Annotated in this window: 21 protein-coding genes; 7 read left to right on the top strand and 14 right to left on the bottom strand. The window is 63.5% G+C overall.

What is annotated here, in order from left to right; translation table 11 throughout:
• Window positions 1-9: 9 nt before the first annotated feature.
• Genes L630_RS0104675 through hisB form a run of 6 tightly spaced genes read right to left on the bottom strand, consistent with a single transcriptional unit; the run spans window position 10 to window position 3,590 of the window.
• Window positions 10-333 carry a phosphoribosyl-ATP diphosphatase gene (locus tag L630_RS0104675; RefSeq protein WP_024847119.1) on the bottom strand — a complete coding sequence of 108 codons (324 nt, stop codon included), beginning with the start codon at window positions 331-333 and terminating at the stop codon, window positions 10-12.
• 12 nt (window positions 334-345) lie between these two features.
• Window positions 346-1,131 carry an imidazole glycerol phosphate synthase subunit HisF gene (hisF, locus tag L630_RS0104680; RefSeq protein WP_024847120.1) on the bottom strand — a complete coding sequence of 262 codons (786 nt, stop codon included), beginning with the start codon at window positions 1,129-1,131 and terminating at the stop codon, window positions 346-348.
• Complete coding sequence (gene hisA, locus L630_RS0104685) at window positions 1,128-1,862, bottom strand: 1-(5-phosphoribosyl)-5-[(5-phosphoribosylamino)methylideneamino]imidazole-4-carboxamide isomerase (protein WP_024847121.1); 735 nt, start codon at window positions 1,860-1,862, stop codon at window positions 1,128-1,130. Before hisA ends, hisF begins: the two co-directional genes overlap by 4 nt.
• Entirely contained in the window at window positions 1,859-2,509 is a 651-nt protein-coding gene (gene hisH / locus L630_RS0104690; protein ID WP_024847122.1) for an imidazole glycerol phosphate synthase subunit HisH, read from the bottom strand. Before hisH ends, hisA begins: the two co-directional genes overlap by 4 nt.
• A 2-nt stretch (window positions 2,510-2,511) precedes the next feature.
• A complete protein-coding gene (locus L630_RS0104695) occupies window positions 2,512-2,982 on the bottom strand; it encodes a DUF2628 domain-containing protein (RefSeq protein WP_024847123.1) in 471 nt (156 codons plus the stop codon).
• A gap of 8 nt (window positions 2,983-2,990) precedes the next feature.
• Window positions 2,991-3,590, bottom strand: a complete 600-nt coding sequence (gene hisB, locus L630_RS0104700; RefSeq protein WP_024847124.1) for an imidazoleglycerol-phosphate dehydratase HisB — start codon at window positions 3,588-3,590, stop codon at window positions 2,991-2,993.
• 149 nt (window positions 3,591-3,739) lie between these two features.
• Here hisB and hslV point away from each other — a divergent pair, with 149 nt between their 5' ends.
• The 5 genes from hslV (at window position 3,740) to L630_RS0104725 (ending at window position 7,895) form a co-directional block, all read left to right on the top strand.
• On the top strand, window positions 3,740-4,288 hold the full coding sequence (gene hslV / locus L630_RS0104705) for an ATP-dependent protease subunit HslV (protein ID WP_024847125.1): 549 nt from the start codon (window positions 3,740-3,742) through the stop codon (window positions 4,286-4,288).
• Complete coding sequence (locus L630_RS0104710) at window positions 4,278-4,808, top strand: GNAT family N-acetyltransferase (RefSeq protein WP_024847126.1); 531 nt, start codon at window positions 4,278-4,280, stop codon at window positions 4,806-4,808. The genes hslV and L630_RS0104710 overlap by 11 nt, the downstream gene beginning before the upstream one ends.
• A 57-nt stretch (window positions 4,809-4,865) precedes the next feature.
• Window positions 4,866-5,456, top strand: a complete 591-nt coding sequence (locus L630_RS0104715) for a DUF2585 domain-containing protein (protein ID WP_024847127.1) — start codon at window positions 4,866-4,868, stop codon at window positions 5,454-5,456.
• Window positions 5,457-5,458: 2 nt separating this feature from the next.
• A complete protein-coding gene (gene hslU, locus L630_RS0104720) occupies window positions 5,459-6,769 on the top strand; it encodes an ATP-dependent protease ATPase subunit HslU (RefSeq protein ID WP_024847128.1) in 1,311 nt (436 codons plus the stop codon).
• 166 nt (window positions 6,770-6,935) lie between these two features.
• The gene (locus L630_RS0104725) at window positions 6,936-7,895 is read left to right on the top strand and encodes a DUF1402 family protein (RefSeq protein WP_024847129.1); all 960 of its coding nucleotides are present in this window, start codon (window positions 6,936-6,938) and stop codon (window positions 7,893-7,895) included.
• Between the two features lie 3 nt (window positions 7,896-7,898).
• Here L630_RS0104725 and L630_RS0104730 read toward each other — a convergent pair whose 3' ends face one another.
• The 4 genes from L630_RS0104730 to L630_RS0104745 are packed head-to-tail and all read right to left on the bottom strand — an operon-like array spanning window position 7,899 to window position 10,637.
• On the bottom strand, window positions 7,899-8,261 hold the full coding sequence (locus L630_RS0104730; RefSeq protein WP_024847130.1) for a helix-turn-helix domain-containing protein: 363 nt from the start codon (window positions 8,259-8,261) through the stop codon (window positions 7,899-7,901).
• On the bottom strand, window positions 8,258-8,815 hold the full coding sequence (locus L630_RS0104735) for a Smr/MutS family protein (RefSeq protein WP_024847131.1): 558 nt from the start codon (window positions 8,813-8,815) through the stop codon (window positions 8,258-8,260). Before L630_RS0104735 ends, L630_RS0104730 begins: the two co-directional genes overlap by 4 nt.
• Complete coding sequence (locus L630_RS0104740; protein WP_024847132.1) at window positions 8,812-9,909, bottom strand: murein transglycosylase A; 1,098 nt, start codon at window positions 9,907-9,909, stop codon at window positions 8,812-8,814. Before L630_RS0104740 ends, L630_RS0104735 begins: the two co-directional genes overlap by 4 nt.
• A gap of 23 nt (window positions 9,910-9,932) precedes the next feature.
• On the bottom strand, window positions 9,933-10,637 hold the full coding sequence (locus tag L630_RS0104745) for a Tim44/TimA family putative adaptor protein (RefSeq protein ID WP_024847133.1): 705 nt from the start codon (window positions 10,635-10,637) through the stop codon (window positions 9,933-9,935).
• 154 nt (window positions 10,638-10,791) lie between these two features.
• On the opposite strand from L630_RS0104745, the gene L630_RS0104750 reads away from it, so the two are divergent.
• Window positions 10,792-11,289 (top strand): FxsA family protein, encoded by a 498-nt coding sequence (locus L630_RS0104750; RefSeq protein WP_024847134.1) that lies wholly within the window; start codon window positions 10,792-10,794, stop codon window positions 11,287-11,289.
• A 97-nt stretch (window positions 11,290-11,386) separates the two neighbouring features.
• The gene (gene secB, locus L630_RS0104755) at window positions 11,387-11,896 is read left to right on the top strand and encodes a protein-export chaperone SecB (RefSeq protein WP_024847135.1); all 510 of its coding nucleotides are present in this window, start codon (window positions 11,387-11,389) and stop codon (window positions 11,894-11,896) included.
• An 83-nt stretch (window positions 11,897-11,979) separates the two neighbouring features.
• Here secB and dnaQ read toward each other — a convergent pair whose 3' ends face one another.
• From dnaQ to L630_RS0104775, 4 genes are read right to left on the bottom strand one after another with little or no spacing between them, the layout of a single operon-like run.
• Complete coding sequence (dnaQ, locus tag L630_RS0104760) at window positions 11,980-12,705, bottom strand: DNA polymerase III subunit epsilon (RefSeq protein WP_024847136.1); 726 nt, start codon at window positions 12,703-12,705, stop codon at window positions 11,980-11,982.
• A gap of 53 nt (window positions 12,706-12,758) precedes the next feature.
• Window positions 12,759-13,349, bottom strand: a complete 591-nt coding sequence (gene coaE / locus L630_RS0104765; RefSeq protein ID WP_024847137.1) for a dephospho-CoA kinase — start codon at window positions 13,347-13,349, stop codon at window positions 12,759-12,761.
• Window positions 13,349-14,191 carry a shikimate dehydrogenase gene (locus tag L630_RS0104770; protein ID WP_024847138.1) on the bottom strand — a complete coding sequence of 281 codons (843 nt, stop codon included), beginning with the start codon at window positions 14,189-14,191 and terminating at the stop codon, window positions 13,349-13,351. The genes coaE and L630_RS0104770 overlap by 1 nt, the downstream gene beginning before the upstream one ends.
• Entirely contained in the window at window positions 14,184-14,783 is a 600-nt protein-coding gene (locus tag L630_RS0104775) for a Maf-like protein (protein WP_024847139.1), read from the bottom strand. The genes L630_RS0104770 and L630_RS0104775 overlap by 8 nt, the downstream gene beginning before the upstream one ends.
• Between the last annotated feature and the right edge of the window lie 11 nt (window positions 14,784-14,794).

Here is a 14,794-nt window from a genome sequence, read left to right on the forward strand (position 1 = left end):
CCTCGGCGGCTAGTCAGCGGGACGTGCCGCTTTTTCGGCAATACCGGACTGGCCGGTGCGGCGCTGCAGCTCAGCCAACACCTCATCGAGAGGGACGCCAGCGAGCGCGAGCGTAACCATGAGGTGATAAAGAAGGTCCGCGCTTTCGCTGACAACGCCGGCGCGGTCGCCACGCACTGCGGCGATGACGGTCTCAACCGCCTCCTCGCCCAGCTTCTGCGCGGCCTTGTCGATCCCCTTAGAGAACAGCTTCGCCGTCCAGGAGTTGGTGTCGCCCGAACGGCCGCGCTCCGCGACGATGCGTTCAAGCTCCGAGAGCGTAAAACCGGACATGGCTCCTCCTCCTCAGGCCACGGGATCGAGCCGCATGGCCAGACCCGCTTTTGCCATGTGCTCCTTGGCCTGCGCAATGGTGTAGGTGCCGAAATGGAAAATCGACGCGGCCAGCACCGCAGTCGCATGCCCGTCGCGGATGCCCTCGACCAGATGGTCGAGATTACCGACACCGCCGGAGGCAATCACCGGCACGGTGACCGCATCGGCAATCGCGCGGGTCAGCGGGATGTCGTAGCCGGCCTTGGTGCCGTCGCGGTCCATCGAGGTCAGCAGGATTTCGCCCGCTCCACGCTTTACCATGTTGACTGCGAACTCGACGGCATCGATGCCGGTCGCGTTGCGGCCGCCGTGGGTGAAGATTTCCCAGCGATCCGCTTCGTCCGCCCCTGACACCTTCTTGGCGTCGATGGCGACGACGATGCACTGGTTGCCGAACTTGTCGGAAGCTTCCGAAACGAAGTCCGGATTGTTGACCGCTGCGGTGTTGATCGAGACCTTGTCGGCGCCGGCAAGCAGCAGCTTGCGGATATCGGCGACCTGGCGCACGCCGCCGCCGACGGTGAGCGGCATGAAGCACTGCTCGGCGGTACGCGCGACGATATCGAAGATCGTCTCGCGATTGTCGGACGAAGCGGTAATGTCGAGGAAGCAAAGCTCGTCAGCACCGGCAGCGTCATAGGCACGGGCAGCTTCCACCGGGTCGCCCGCGTCGATCAGGTCGACGAAGTTAACGCCCTTGACGACGCGGCCGTCCTTGACGTCGAGACAGGGAATGATGCGGGACTTGAGCGTCATGCGCGGGCTCCCTTGAGCACGGCGAGCGCCTTCGCCGGATCGATGCGGCCGTCATAAAGCGCACGGCCGGAAATCGCGCCTTCGAGGATCGCGGCATCCGGCTGGGTCATGCGCTCGATGTCGGCCATGGAAGCGAGGCCGCCGGAAGCGATCACCGGGATCGAAACCTCCCTCGCCATCTCGATGGTGGCGTCCCAGTTGATGCCGGCAAGCACGCCGTCGCGGTCAATGTCGGTGTAGATGATGGCGGCAACGCCAGCGCCCTCGAACTTCTTGGCGAGTTCAATCGCGCCGAGTTCGGACGCTTCCGCCCAGCCCTCGACCGCGACCTTGCCGCCGCGCGCGTCAATGCCCACCGCAATCTTGCCCGGAAATGCCTTGCAGGCCTCGATGACGAGCTGCGGGTTCCGTACCGCGACGGTGCCAAGGATGACACGGGCGAGACCCTTCGAGAGCCAGGCCTCGATGTGGTTCATGTTGCGGATGCCGCCGCCGAGCTGCACCGGGTTCTTCGTCGACTTCAGGATCGACTCGACGGCATCGCCGTTGCGGCTCTCGCCAGCGAAGGCGCCGTCGAGGTCGACCACATGCAGCCATTCGAAGCCCTGCGCCTCGAACTGGGCGGCCTGCGCGCCCGGATCCTCGTTGTAGACCGTCGCGCTCGACATCTCGCCCAGCTTCAGGCGGACGCAGCGACCTTCCTTGAGATCAATGGCGGGGAAAAGGATCACGGCTTCCACCTCAGGAAATTGGCAATCAGGGCAAGGCCCAGCTTCTGGCTCTTTTCTGGATGGAACTGGGTTCCAGCCATGTTGTCGCGCGCGACCGCAGCCGTGACCACACCGCCATAATTGGTGGTGGCGATCACATCCTGCTGGCGCTTCGCATCGAGAAAATAAGAATGGACGAAATACGCGTGCAGGCCGGTGTCGCCGGTGGGGATGCCGGCGAACAGGGGATGGTCCTGTTTCACGTGAATCGTGTTCCAGCCGATCTGCGGAATCTTCAGGTTTGCGTCGTCCGGCTGCATGAGGCGGACGTCGCCCTCGATCCAGCCGAGCCCCTCGGTCACGGTCTTCTCGAGACCGCGCGAGGACATCAGCTGCATGCCGACGCAGATGCCGAAGAACGGATGGGCCTTGTGCTCAACCACTTCGCGCAGCGCCTCGACCATGCCGGGTACGGCGTCGAGACCGGCGCGGCAGTCGGCATAGGCGCCGACGCCCGGCAGGACGACCCGGTCAGCGGTGCGGACGCGCTCCGCGTCGGCCGTCAGCTCGATCTCGGCGGCAATGCCAGATTCGCGGGAGGCACGTTCAAATGCCTTGGTGGCGGAGCGGAGGTTACCCGATCCGTAATCTATGATCGCAACGCGCATCGTCATCCTCTTCCGGGATAACCCAGCATGCCGAGAGCCGGCACCGCCGTGGCAGCGGCCCGTGCGGGCCTGTTGGTTTGAAGGGCAGGCACGGTGTCGTCCTGCCCGTTAAAGTCCTTCGCCTCGAGATAGCGCACTTCGGCGTCCCCGGAATTGTCCGCCTCGACGACGCCCCACTCGCGCCAGCCGCGACGCAGTAGCGCGGCGACCTTCAGCGCCGGGCCTTCCAGCCCGATGAAGATGCCGACAGCCAGCCCGGCAACCAGCGCCAGCCAGTCGTAGCCGAGATAGGAAGCCACGGCACCGATCGCGAGGCCGACGGCGAAGACGGCAAGCGCCTCCAGCCACAGACGGTGGAACAGCAGCCAGAACACCGGAAAGACGAAGGCGAGAAAGTGGAAGCCGTCCCGCACGAGGACGGCGCGCTCGGCGCCATCGCGTACAGGCGGCTCCATCACCACATAGCTGGCCATCGCCGCTCCTATCCGTTCAGCGTTCCCTTGGTCGAGGGAATGGCGCCTTCCTGGCGCGGATCGAACTCGATCGCGGCGCGCAGGGCCCGTGCCACCGCCTTGAAGCAGGTCTCGGCGATATGATGGTTATTGGCGCCGTACTGGTTGCGCACGTGCAGCGTGATGCCGGCGTTCTGCGCCAGCGCCTGGAAGAACTCGCGCACCAGCTCGGTGTCGAAGGTGCCGATCTTCGGCGCGGAGAAATCGACGTGCCAGACAAGGAACGGTCGGCCGGAGACATCGATGGCTGCGCTCGTCAGCGTCTCGTCCATGGCAAGGTCGATCGAGGCGTAACGGCAGATGCCGCGACGCTCGCCCAGCGCCTTCGAGATGGCCTGGCCGATCGCAATGCCGGTGTCCTCGACGGTGTGGTGATCGTCGATGTGCAGGTCGCCCTTGGCCTCGATCTTCATGTCGATCAGCGAATGGCGCGACAGCTGGTCCAGCATATGATCGAAGAAGCCCACCCCCGTGGAAATCTCGGAACGGCCCTTGCCGTCGAGATCCACGGAAACCGAGATCTGGGTCTCCTTGGTGCTGCGGGAAACGCTGGCTGTGCGCCCGGACATGATCATCACCTTCCAGTAAAGAAGAAAAGCGCCTGCGTCTTACCAGCATGGCCGTTTAATGGAAAGCGCTGCTGCGAAGCATGATTGCATTCGCGTAAGGCGCGCATACATAAGCGACAAGCGCTTCGGCGCAGAAGATCGGAGCAATTATGTCGAACGAACTGACGATGCACGCGACAACGATCGTGACCGTGCGAAAGGACGGCAAGGTCGTCATCGCAGGCGACGGCCAGGTAAGCCTTGGCCAGACAATCATGAAGGGAAATGCGCGCAAGGTGCGCCGCATCGGCAAGGGCAACGTGATCGCGGGTTTCGCGGGTGCGACCGCCGACGCCTTCACGCTGCTCGAACGGCTCGAGACCAAGCTCGAGCAGTATCCGGACCAGCTGACCCGCGCGGCGGTCGAGCTGGCCAAGGACTGGCGCACCGACCGGTACCTGCGCCGGCTGGAAGCGATGATGCTGGTAGCCGACAAGTCGGTGACACTGGCGCTGACCGGCAACGGCGACGTGCTCGAACCCGAGCATGGCGTGATGGCGATCGGCTCTGGAGGCAACTATGCGCTCGCGGCCGCCCGCGCGCTGATGGACACCGACAAGTCGGCCGAAGAAATCGCCCGCAAGGCGATGGAGATCGCGTCGGAGATCTGCGTCTACACCAACAACAACTTCGTCATCGAAACGCTGGATGCCGAATAGCGACCGCGCCATCGACTTCACTTCGGTGCAGCGGGAACATTACCCGCTGCTCGCGGCGTGGCTCGGGGAGCCGCATATGCGGGAATGGTGGGGCGATCCGGACGAAGAGCTGGAGCACATCAGGAACATGGTCGAGGGGACGGACACGACCCGTCCCTTCCTGATCCGGCTTGATGGTGAGCCGCTCGGCTACATCCAGTACTGGTTCGTCGGCCACCACCAGAACCGGGAGTGGATCGAGGAGCATCCGTGGCTCGCCGAACTTCCCGCTGATGCCGTCGGCGTGGACCTTTCCATCGGGGTGGCAGAACAGCTTTCGCAAGGCATCGGCTCTGCCGCCCTCGCAGCCTTCGTCGCGAAGCTGAGGAGCGAAGGGCACCAGACCATCATCATCGATCCGGACCCGGCTAATCTTCGCGCCGTGCGCGCCTATGAAAAGGCAGGCTTCCGGCCGATCCCCTCGCTTGTCGGGCGAACCGGAAGCGATGTACTGCTCATGCAGCACGTGGCTGGGGAGTGACGCTGAGGTGATCGTTTCTCGTGCCGCACATCATCACCCTGGCGACGAAAGCTGCGCATGACATTAGAAACCGACCGGTCTTCAACCAGCCGCTGGCAGACGATCGGTCTGCTTCTTGTTCTCGCATTCATCGCCGCGCAGGCGGTGACGCTCTACCTGATGGGCCGGGTGCCGATTTGCGAGTGCGGCTACGTCAAGTTGTGGCATGGCGTGGTGATCAGCTCGGAGAACTCGCAGCACCTTTCCGACTGGTACACACCCTCGCACATCATCCACGGCTTCCTGTTCTACGCGCTGACCTGGTTCCTGTTCCCGCGCGCGCCGATCCTGATGCGGCTCGCCATCGCGACGGGCATCGAGGTCGCGTGGGAGATCGTCGAGAACAGCGACTTCATCATCAACCGCTACCGCGAGGCGACGATCTCGCTCGACTATTTCGGCGATTCCATCGTCAACTCGGTGGCGGACACGCTCGCCATGATCGTGGGCTTTGCGCTCGCCTGGCGGCTACCTATATCTGTGACCGTAGCCATCGCGCTCATTTTCGAGATCGGCACCGGCTACGTCATCCGGGATAATCTGACGCTCAACGTGATTATGCTGCTGCATCCGTTCGAGTTCATTAAGCAGTGGCAAAGTGGGTTATAGTGATGAGCACTTTTTCTCCTCGCGAGATCGTTTCCGAACTCGACCGCTACATCATCGGCCAGAAGGAGGCGAAGCGCGCCGTGGCAATCGCCCTGCGCAACCGCTGGCGGCGGCAGCAGCTGTCCAGCCCGATGCGCGAAGAGGTGATGCCGAAGAACATCCTGATGATCGGGCCGACCGGCGTCGGCAAGACGGAGATTTCGCGCCGTCTCGCCAAGCTCGCAGGGGCTCCGTTCATCAAGGTCGAAGCCACCAAGTTCACCGAGGTCGGCTATGTCGGCCGGGACGTCGAGCAGATCATCCGCGATCTCGTCGAGGTTGCGATTGGCCTGACCCGCGAGAAGATGCGCGAGGACGTGAAGGCGCGGGCCCATCTTGCCGCCGAGGAGCGCGTGCTCGAGGCGCTGGTCGGCAAGACCGCGAGCCCGGCTACCCGCGACTCCTTCCGCAAGAAGCTGCGCGACGGGGAACTCGACGACAAGGAAATCGAGATCGAGGTTGCCGACAACAGCGGTGGCGGGATGCCTACTTTCGATATTCCGGGGATGCCCGGCGCCGGCATCGGCGTCCTCAACATCAGTGACATGCTGCAGAAGGCAATGGGCGGCCAGCGGACCAAGCTGCGCAAAACCACCGTCAAGGAATCCTACGAGCTGCTGATCAACGACGAGTCGGACAAGCTGCTCGACCAGGAAGAGGTGGTGCGCCGCGCGATTGCCTCGACCGAGAACGACGGCATCGTCTTCCTCGACGAAATCGACAAGGTCGCGGCACGCTCGGACATCGCCGGCGGTCCTTCGCGCGAAGGCGTGCAGCGCGACCTGCTGCCGCTGGTCGAGGGCACCACCGTTGCCACCAAGTACGGCCCGGTGAAGACGGACCATATCCTCTTCATCGCCTCCGGGGCGTTCCACGTCGCCAAGCCGTCGGACCTGCTGCCTGAGCTGCAGGGCCGCCTGCCGATCCGCGTCGAGCTGCGTGCGCTGGAGAAGGAAGACTTCCGCCGCATCCTGACCGAGACCGAGGCGAGCCTGATCAAGCAGTACATCGCGCTGATGGAGACCGAAGGCGTCAATCTCACCTTCACCGACGACGCCATCGACCGCCTGGCCGGCATAGCCGTCGACCTCAACGCCACTGTCGAGAACATCGGCGCGCGGCGCCTGCAGACGGTGATGGAGCGGGTGCTCGATGACATCTCGTTCAACGCGCCTGACCGCTCGGGCTCGGAGATCGTGATCGACGCTGAATATGTCGAGAAGTTCGTCGGCGACCTTGCCCGCAACACGGACCTGTCGAAGTTCATTCTTTGATAACCATCAAGAGCAGCGCGCCGAGGTAACGACGCGCTGTTCTTCGAAATGCGAGGTGCGACCTTTCGCAGGTCTTGACGAATGTTTGAACGTCAGGCACTCGACGCTGACCCGGCCGGGCGGTAGCTTGCCGCGCGGTCGTTCCTGACCCAGTCTCGGGCCCTTTATGAACTCTGCGATCCGGTTTCTCGCCTGTCTGTGCTTGCTCGTACTTCCAGCGATTGCCAGCGCTGCCACTGTCGTGCCGCCTGGAAACCGGTCGAAGGAGCAGCCGCCGATCCCGAATGCGTCGGCTAATCGTACCCGCGCGGCGAATTCCACCTACGAGGCAAAGTACCGCAAGGTCTATGCGCTGCTCGAAAACGACGCTGCCCTGCGCAATAAAATCAAGACGGTCTCTGCCCAGTATGGCCTCGATCCGATGCACATGGTGGGCGCCATCGTCGGCGAGCACACCTACAATGTCGACGCCTACGACCGGCTTCAGACCTATTATGTGAAGGCTGTCTCGTATTTTCAGACCAGCTTCAAGTTCGCCTATGACGGCGAGTCGATCTCCGACTTCATCAAGCGGCCGGAATTTGCCCGCTGCGAGAATTTGAAGGGAAGCTACGAGCAGTGGACCTGCCGCGAGACGGTCTGGGACCGTTCGTTCCGCGGAAAGAAGGTCGACGGCAAGTCCTATCCCCGCGACCGTTTCAGCGCCGTGTTCTTCCAGCCCTTTTACGCTGGCCAGACCTTTGGCATCGGCCAGCTCAATCCGCTCACCGCCCTGCAGATGAGCGACATCGTCGCGCAGGTGTCGAAGCTGCCGAAGCTCGACCACAACAACGCGCAGCAGGTCTACAAGACCATCATGGATCCCGACCTGACGCTGGCCTATGTGGCGGCGACGCTAAAGAAGTCGATCGAGGCTTATCGTGACATCGCGGGTTTCGACATCTCGAAGAACCCCGGCATCACCGCGACGCTCTACAATCTCGGCAACCCCGATCAGCGTGCGCGTGCGCTGCGCGCGGAGAACCTGAAGCGCCAGGCCGAGGGGCTGTCGCCGCGATATCCGCAGGAAAACTATTACGGATGGCTGGTCAACGAACGGCTGAACGAGCTGAAGAAGCTGTTCTGACGGCTATTTTCGACCGCGTTCGTCGAGCGTGCGCATCAGCGCATCGAGCGCGGTGTCGTCCAGCTGCCCGATCTCCTCGGCCAGGCGGTTGGCAAAGGCAGTTGCCTTGGGCGAGAGACCGGTGGTGTCCACCACCACGCGCGGATGCGAGGAAGCGGCAAGATGCTGAAGCTCCTCCGCCTCATCCCAGATCACGTTGAAGTAGCCGACGATCTTTTGCACCAGCGCCCAGTTGGGCACGCCGCGCTTGCCGTGCTCCAGCGCCGAAAGATACGCCGCGCTGACGCCGAGCGCGTCGGCCATCTCCTTTTGCGAGACGCCCTTGGCGGCGCGAAGCTCGCGCATCTTCAGCCCAAACGGCGTCATGGCGCCTCCCGCTTGCGCAGGCGGATGTAGAGCGCGCCCTCGCCGCCGTGGTGGCGCGCCGCCTCCTGATGACCGCTGACGAGAGCCCGAAACGGCGGCGTCGACAGCCAGCCGGGCACGGCCTGACGCAGCACTCCCGTGCCGCGCGAGGGCGAGCCCTTGCCGGTAACGACGAGGACATGGCGGCGGCCGTCCGCATAGGCATGCTGCAGGAACGACAACAGCAGGGAATGGGCTTCGCTTTGCGTCATGCCATGCAGATCGACCTTGCCTTCGATCGGCAGGCGGCCGCGGGCTATCTTCTGGTGCGTTGGCCGGTCGATGACGTTGGGCGCTGGCGGCTGGCGCTTCTGCTCCGGCTTCTCTTCAACCAGATCCCCTGCCGAACGAGCCTTGCGCGGCTTCGGCTTCGGCGCAGGTGGTTCGAGAAGGGCCGCGAAATCTTCCATCTCCCGCTCGATATCCTCGACAGACTTGCCAGGCATCGGTCGCGTCGAACGCGCGACGCGCCCCCAGAGGATGCGGTCCTCGGTGGTAAGATACTTCGTCTTCATGCCGCCGCTCCATATGGGCGCGGCACGAGAATGTAAAAGTCCGCCGGATGGCGGACCACGCCCGCGATCTCGCCGGCGGCATCGCCCGAGCCGGCAAACAGATCGCCGCGTGCGGGACCGACGATGGCCGAGCCGGTGTCCTGCGCGATCATCAGCCGCCGGAACGGTTGTTCGTCGAAGGCAAGCAGCGTCGGCGCGTCGATGAAAAACGGCGTGCCGAAAGTGTGGATCAGCCGGTCGACCGCGAGCGAGCGGCCCGCCGTCAGCGGCACTTTGGCCGCAGCAACGGGGCCAAGCGAAGGATCGGAAACGTCAGCCTCGCGGAAAAAGATGTAGGAGCGGTTGCGCCAGAGGATTTCGTTGATGCGGTCGGGATGGTCGGCGAACCATTTACGGATCGACTGCATGGTCACATCGGCCTCGGCAATCTCGCCGAGTTCGATTAGCACCCGGCCGGGGCCGGCGAAACGCTGGCCGGATTTCGCGGCATAGGTGATGCGGCGGACGGAGCCGTCCGGCATTTTCAGGCGTGCCGCACCCTGCACGTGAATGAAGAAGGCATCGACCGGATCGGCGACCCAAGCGATGGCTCTTGCCTTATCGCCCAGCGCGCCCTGCTCGATCGCGGCGCGGTCAAAATACTCGACGATGCCGTCCGGCGTCCTGCGACCGAAGGCAAGATAAGGGTCCATGCCTTCCGGCCGGTTGCTGTCATCGACCTTGACCAGATCATCGGGAGCGCTGAGCAGCGGGACCGTGAAATGCTCGCTCCGTGCGGGCGAAGCCTCAACTTCCGGCTCGTAGAAGCCGGTAACGAAGCCGGTCGCTGTATTATTGGGACGGATGAGACGCGGTGCGAAATGGCGCTCGAAGAAGGAACGGGCCTCGGCGTCGGAAAGATCGGCTTCAATGCTGGCAGCTTCCTGCCAGGCAGGCGCAAGGTGCTCGGGGCCGATGCCCAGCGCGCCGGTCTTGTAGCCATTCTCGAGGCCGTAAATCGCCGAGCGGCGGAAGGCGGCGAAGGCCGCGGCATGCGCATCCTCTGCCCAGCCGGCGAGATCGGCAAAACCGGCGGGGATCAGCGCAGCAGACATGGAAGCATTTGAAGGGCTCGGGCTCAGTCGTCAGCCTCGGTGGCCACGAGCTTCCAGTTCGGGTCCTTCGAGCGGGTGTCGCGGGCGAAGGTCCACACGTCCTTGACCTCGGCCACCGTCTCCGGATCGCCATCGATCACCTCGCCGGCGGCGTTGCGCGTGGCAGAGATGAGCTCGCTGACGATGCGCAGGGTGATGTGCGCCTCAGAGCCCTTCATCTCCGCATTGACGATCTCGGCGCGGTTGATGCCGACGAAGGAGGACTGGATCTTTTCGTTGCGGCTCTCGCGGTCGGCGATGGCTGCGACAAAGCCATCGTAGACCTCGCGCGACAGGAGGTTCTTGAGCGCACGGCGGTCGCCATCCGCATAGGCCATGACGATCATCTCGTAGGCGAGCTTGGCACCTTCAACGAAGCTGTTCGGCTCAAAGTTGGGATCGGCGTCGCGAATAGCTCGCAGGCCGCGGTTGAGGTCGGTGCCGGGCGCCGCCACCGCATCAATGGCGGCATAGCTGGTTGCAGATTCCGGCGCTCCCTTGCGGCGCGGCAGCGAGACGACATTTTCCCCGGCAGTCGCTTCAGTGCCCGCATCCTTGCGCGCGCTGGAATAGGGATCAAAAGGCGGCCGCTCATGCCCCGTCCGGCGGCCAAGCACACTGCGCAGCTGGAAAAAGATCACGATCGCCGCGATCATGAAGAAAATCGTACCGAAATCGAAAAATTCCATGACGTCCGCCAATATCCTGGATCGGGCGAGGTGCCGCTATCGCCAGCTCGTTTTTTGCATATAGAACGCATCATACCATCATTCAAACCAAAGCGGCGTCTCCCTATCTGTATTGGGAATGCCCTTTCGGGCGCGAACACGGAAAGATGAACACTTGAGGCTTCCCTTCCTGCCGTTGATTTTCCTCGTCCTTCCGCTCGCGGAGATCGCGGGCTTCGTCATCGTCGGCAGCGAGATCGGCGTGCTGGCGACGATCGGGCTGATCCTGGCGACGACAGTGCTGGGCGCGATCCTGCTGCGCATCCAGGGCCTCGGCGCGATGTCGCGCATGCGCGAGGCGATGCAGACGGGCGTATCGCCCGGCCGCGACATGGTGCATGCCGTGATGATCATGCTGGCGGGCATCCTGCTCATCCTGCCCGGCTTCATCACCGACGCTCTCGGCATCCTCTTGTTCATCCCGCCGGTACGCGAGGTCGTGTGGCGCTTCATCTCCAGCCGCATCGTCGTGGTCGAGACGGCCAGCGGCTTTGCCAGCGCATACACGCGCCGCTCCTCGCGGACGATCGATCTCGATGAGGACGAATACACCCGCTACGATACCGACGATCCGGAGGAGCGGCCCCGCCCGCAGCTCAGAACCGACCATTAGGCAAGTCCAGCTTGTCATGCAGGGGTTGACCATGTTAGCCAACCTCGCATTCTCTTCACGGCCGGGAACGGCTGAAGACAAAAAAGGATTCCGGCTGATGGCCAATCAAGACGACGACACCAAGCCTGCCGCCGCTCCGAGCGCAGGCAACGGCGCTGCACCCTCGCTCAACGTCCTCGTGCAGTATGTGAAGGACCTGTCGTTCGAGAGCCCCGGCGCTCCGAACACGCTCCGCGCCCGCGACAAGGCCCCGGGCATCAACATCAACGTGAACGTAACCGCCAACCCGGTCGGCGAGACCGAGTTTGATGTGCAGCTGACGCTGAATGCGAAGGCTTCGGAAGGCGACAAGGTGCTGTTCAACGTCGAGCTGGTCTATGGCGGTGTCTTCCGCGTGGCCGGTTTCCCGCAGGAGCACGTGCTGCCCATCCTGTTCATCGAGTGCCCGCGCCTGCTGTTCCCGTTCGCGCGCCAGATCGTGGCCGACTGCACGCGCAATGGCGGCTTCCCGCCGCTGATGATCGACCCGATCGACTTCGCGCAGATGTTCCAGCAGCGCCTTGCCCAGGAGCAGGCGAAGGCCCAGGCTCCGACCGGCACCGCATAAGGCTGCCGCGCAAGCAGACCAGTATTGAAAAGGCCCGGTCTTCCCGGGCCTTTTTCATGACTGCCTGACTTTGCGATCACCCGCTATTCCGCGGCGATCTGCTCGCGATAGTCGGGCTCGACTTCCTTCCAAATCGCGGAAGAGCCGAGGGTGTCAACCAGCTTGCGGTGGGCAGCGATGTCGGCATCCGTCAGGCGCGGAGCAAGTGGCCGCTCGCGCTGGCGCACGACCGTGACGGTCTCGATCTCGGTCGTGGTGACGGTGACCTCGACCTTTGTGTCCAGGCTGAAGGTCGCCTGCTTGCCGCCCATCAGCTCGATGTAGACTTCTGCGAGGAGTTCGGAGTCGAGCAGCGCGCCGTGCTTGGTGCGGTGGCTGTTGTCGATGCCATAACGGCGGCAGAGGGCGTCGAGCGAATTCGGCCCCATCGGGTGCTTGCGCTTGGCAAGCGCCAGCGTGTCGATGACGCGCGACGGATCGATAGGAGGCACGCCCAGCCGCGCGAACTCGGCGTTAAGGAAGCCGATATCGAAGTTCGCGTTGTGCGCGATCAGCACCGCGCCGTCGAGGAAGTCGAGCAGCTGTGATGCGATTTCCTTGAAGGTGGGCTTGTCGGCGAGCTGTTCGTCGCTGATGCCGTGAACCGCGAGTGCATCGGGATGGACCGGGCGGCCCTCGGGATTGATGTACTGGTGGAAGGTGCGGCCGGTCGGGAACTTGTTGACCATCTCGATGCCGCCGAACTCGATGATCCTGTCTTCACGGGAATCAAGCCCGGTGGTTTCGGTGTCGAAAATGATCTCACGCATTGGGGATGCTCCTTGCGGCGCAGAATCGCCAACATGCCGGGCAAAGGCAAGGATCAGGCAGCGGCCGCGGCAAGTTGCCCAATGATATCTCTGACCTGCGCCCTGGCAGCATCCATCCCCTTGCCGGTGTCGACGACGAAGTCGGCGCGGGCGCGCTTTTCGGCGTCCGGCACCTGGCGCTTCAGGATCGCCTCGAATTTCTCGACCGTCATACCGGGACGGGCAAGCACCCGCTCGCGCTGCACTTCGGCCGGAGCCGAGACGACGACGATGCGATCTACGCGGCCCTCGCCATGGGTTTCGAACAAAAGCGGAATATCGAGCACGACGATCTCCGTGCCGTCCTCGCGGTGCTTCCGAACAAAGGCTTCTGTTTCGGCGCGAACCAGCGGATGGACGATTTTTTCGAGTTCGCGCAGGGCATCCGGCTTGCCGAGCACTTCAGCTGCAAGCTTTTCACGATCAACCGCTCCGTCGACGACAGCCGCCGGAAAGCGTGCGCGGATGGGTTCGACGGCTGCGCCGCGATAGAGCGCGTGGACGGTAGCGTCGGAATCGTGGACCGGAACGCCCTCTTCCTCGAACATGCGGGCGGTCGTCGACTTGCCCATGCCGATAGAACCGGTCAGGCCAAGGACGATCATCAATGCCCGCCCTGCAGATCGGCGACGATAACGGCGCGAAGGTCTTCCGTTACTTGCGGGCGCACGCCGAACCATTTTTCGAAGCCGGGGATCGCCTGGTGCAGCAGCATGCCGAGCCCGTCGATGGTGCGGATGCCGTGGCGCGCCGCAGCGGCAAGGAACGGCGTCTCAAGCGGCGTATAGACGATATCGACGGCAATTGCCGAGGACGGCAGCAGCGACGCGTCCAGGGGCAACTCGCCTTGTCCGCCCATGCCGAGCGCTGTGGTGTTGACGACGAGCTGCGCATCTTTGGCCAGCTCATTCACCGCTTCGAAGCTGTGCGCCGAGACGCGCTCGCCAAAGCGGTCGGCGAGTTCCTGCGCGCGGGCGACCGTGCGGTTGACAACGCGGATGTCGCGGATGCCCGCTTCTTCGAGCGCAAACAGGATCGCACGCGAGGCCCCGCCTGCGCCTAAAATGAGCGCCGTGCCTGCATTGCGCCAGCCATCGGCGCGCTGGTCGAGATCCGACATGAAGCCGAAAGCATCAGTATTGCTGGCGTACAGCCTGCCGTCCTCGAGCCACAGCGTATTGGCCGCGCCGATCAGCTCCGCCGCCTCATCGACCACGTCGGCAGCGCCGAAGGCTGCTTCCTTGTGCGGGATGGTCACATTGCCGCCGGCATAGCCGCTGGCGGGAAGCGAGCTCAGGAATGCCTCAACCTGCATCGGATGAACTTCGATGCGCTCATAGCTGCCGGGGAGGCCGTACTGCTTCAGCCAGTAACCGTGGATCATCGGTGAGCGCGAATGCGCCACTGGGTGACCGATGACGAATGCCTTTTTACCCTGATCAGCCATCAATGGCTCCGAGATGCCTGAGTTGGTCGAGAAGCGGAAGAAGCGGAAGACCGACGATTGTGAAGTGATCGCCCTTGATGCTCTCGAAGAGCTGGATTCCCTCACCTTCGATCTGGTAGGCGCCGACGCTGGAAAGCGCCTTGTCGCCGACACGGGAAAGATGACGGCCGATGAAGCCGGGGTCGAGCTGGCGCATCGTCAGCCGCGCAATGCCGACATGGCGCCACAGCACCTCGCCGTCTCGGACGAGCACGATGGCGCTGTTGAGCTGGTGCGTCTTGCCCGAGAGGGCAAGAAGACGACGGCGCGCCTCTTCCATGTCCTTCGGCTTGTGCAGCACCTCGTCGCCCAGCGAGAGCGTCTGGTCGGTGCCGATGACAATCTTGCCCGGTTGGCGCTGCGAGACATCGAGCGCCTTGGCTTCCGCGAGAATGGAGGCGAGATCTTCCGGTGTCAGACCCGAGCCCTCGACTGCCTTTTCGACAGCACGTTCGTCGATCTGCGGCCGGTCCTGGATGAAGTCGAGGCCGGCGTCGGCCAGCATCTTTTTCCTGAACGGGCTGCCCGAAGCCAGTACGATTGCGTCAGACATGTCGGCCTCTC

The organism is Aminobacter sp. J41, from assembly GCF_000526635.1.
In the GTDB taxonomy this organism is placed as follows: domain Bacteria; phylum Pseudomonadota; class Alphaproteobacteria; order Rhizobiales; family Rhizobiaceae; genus Aerobium.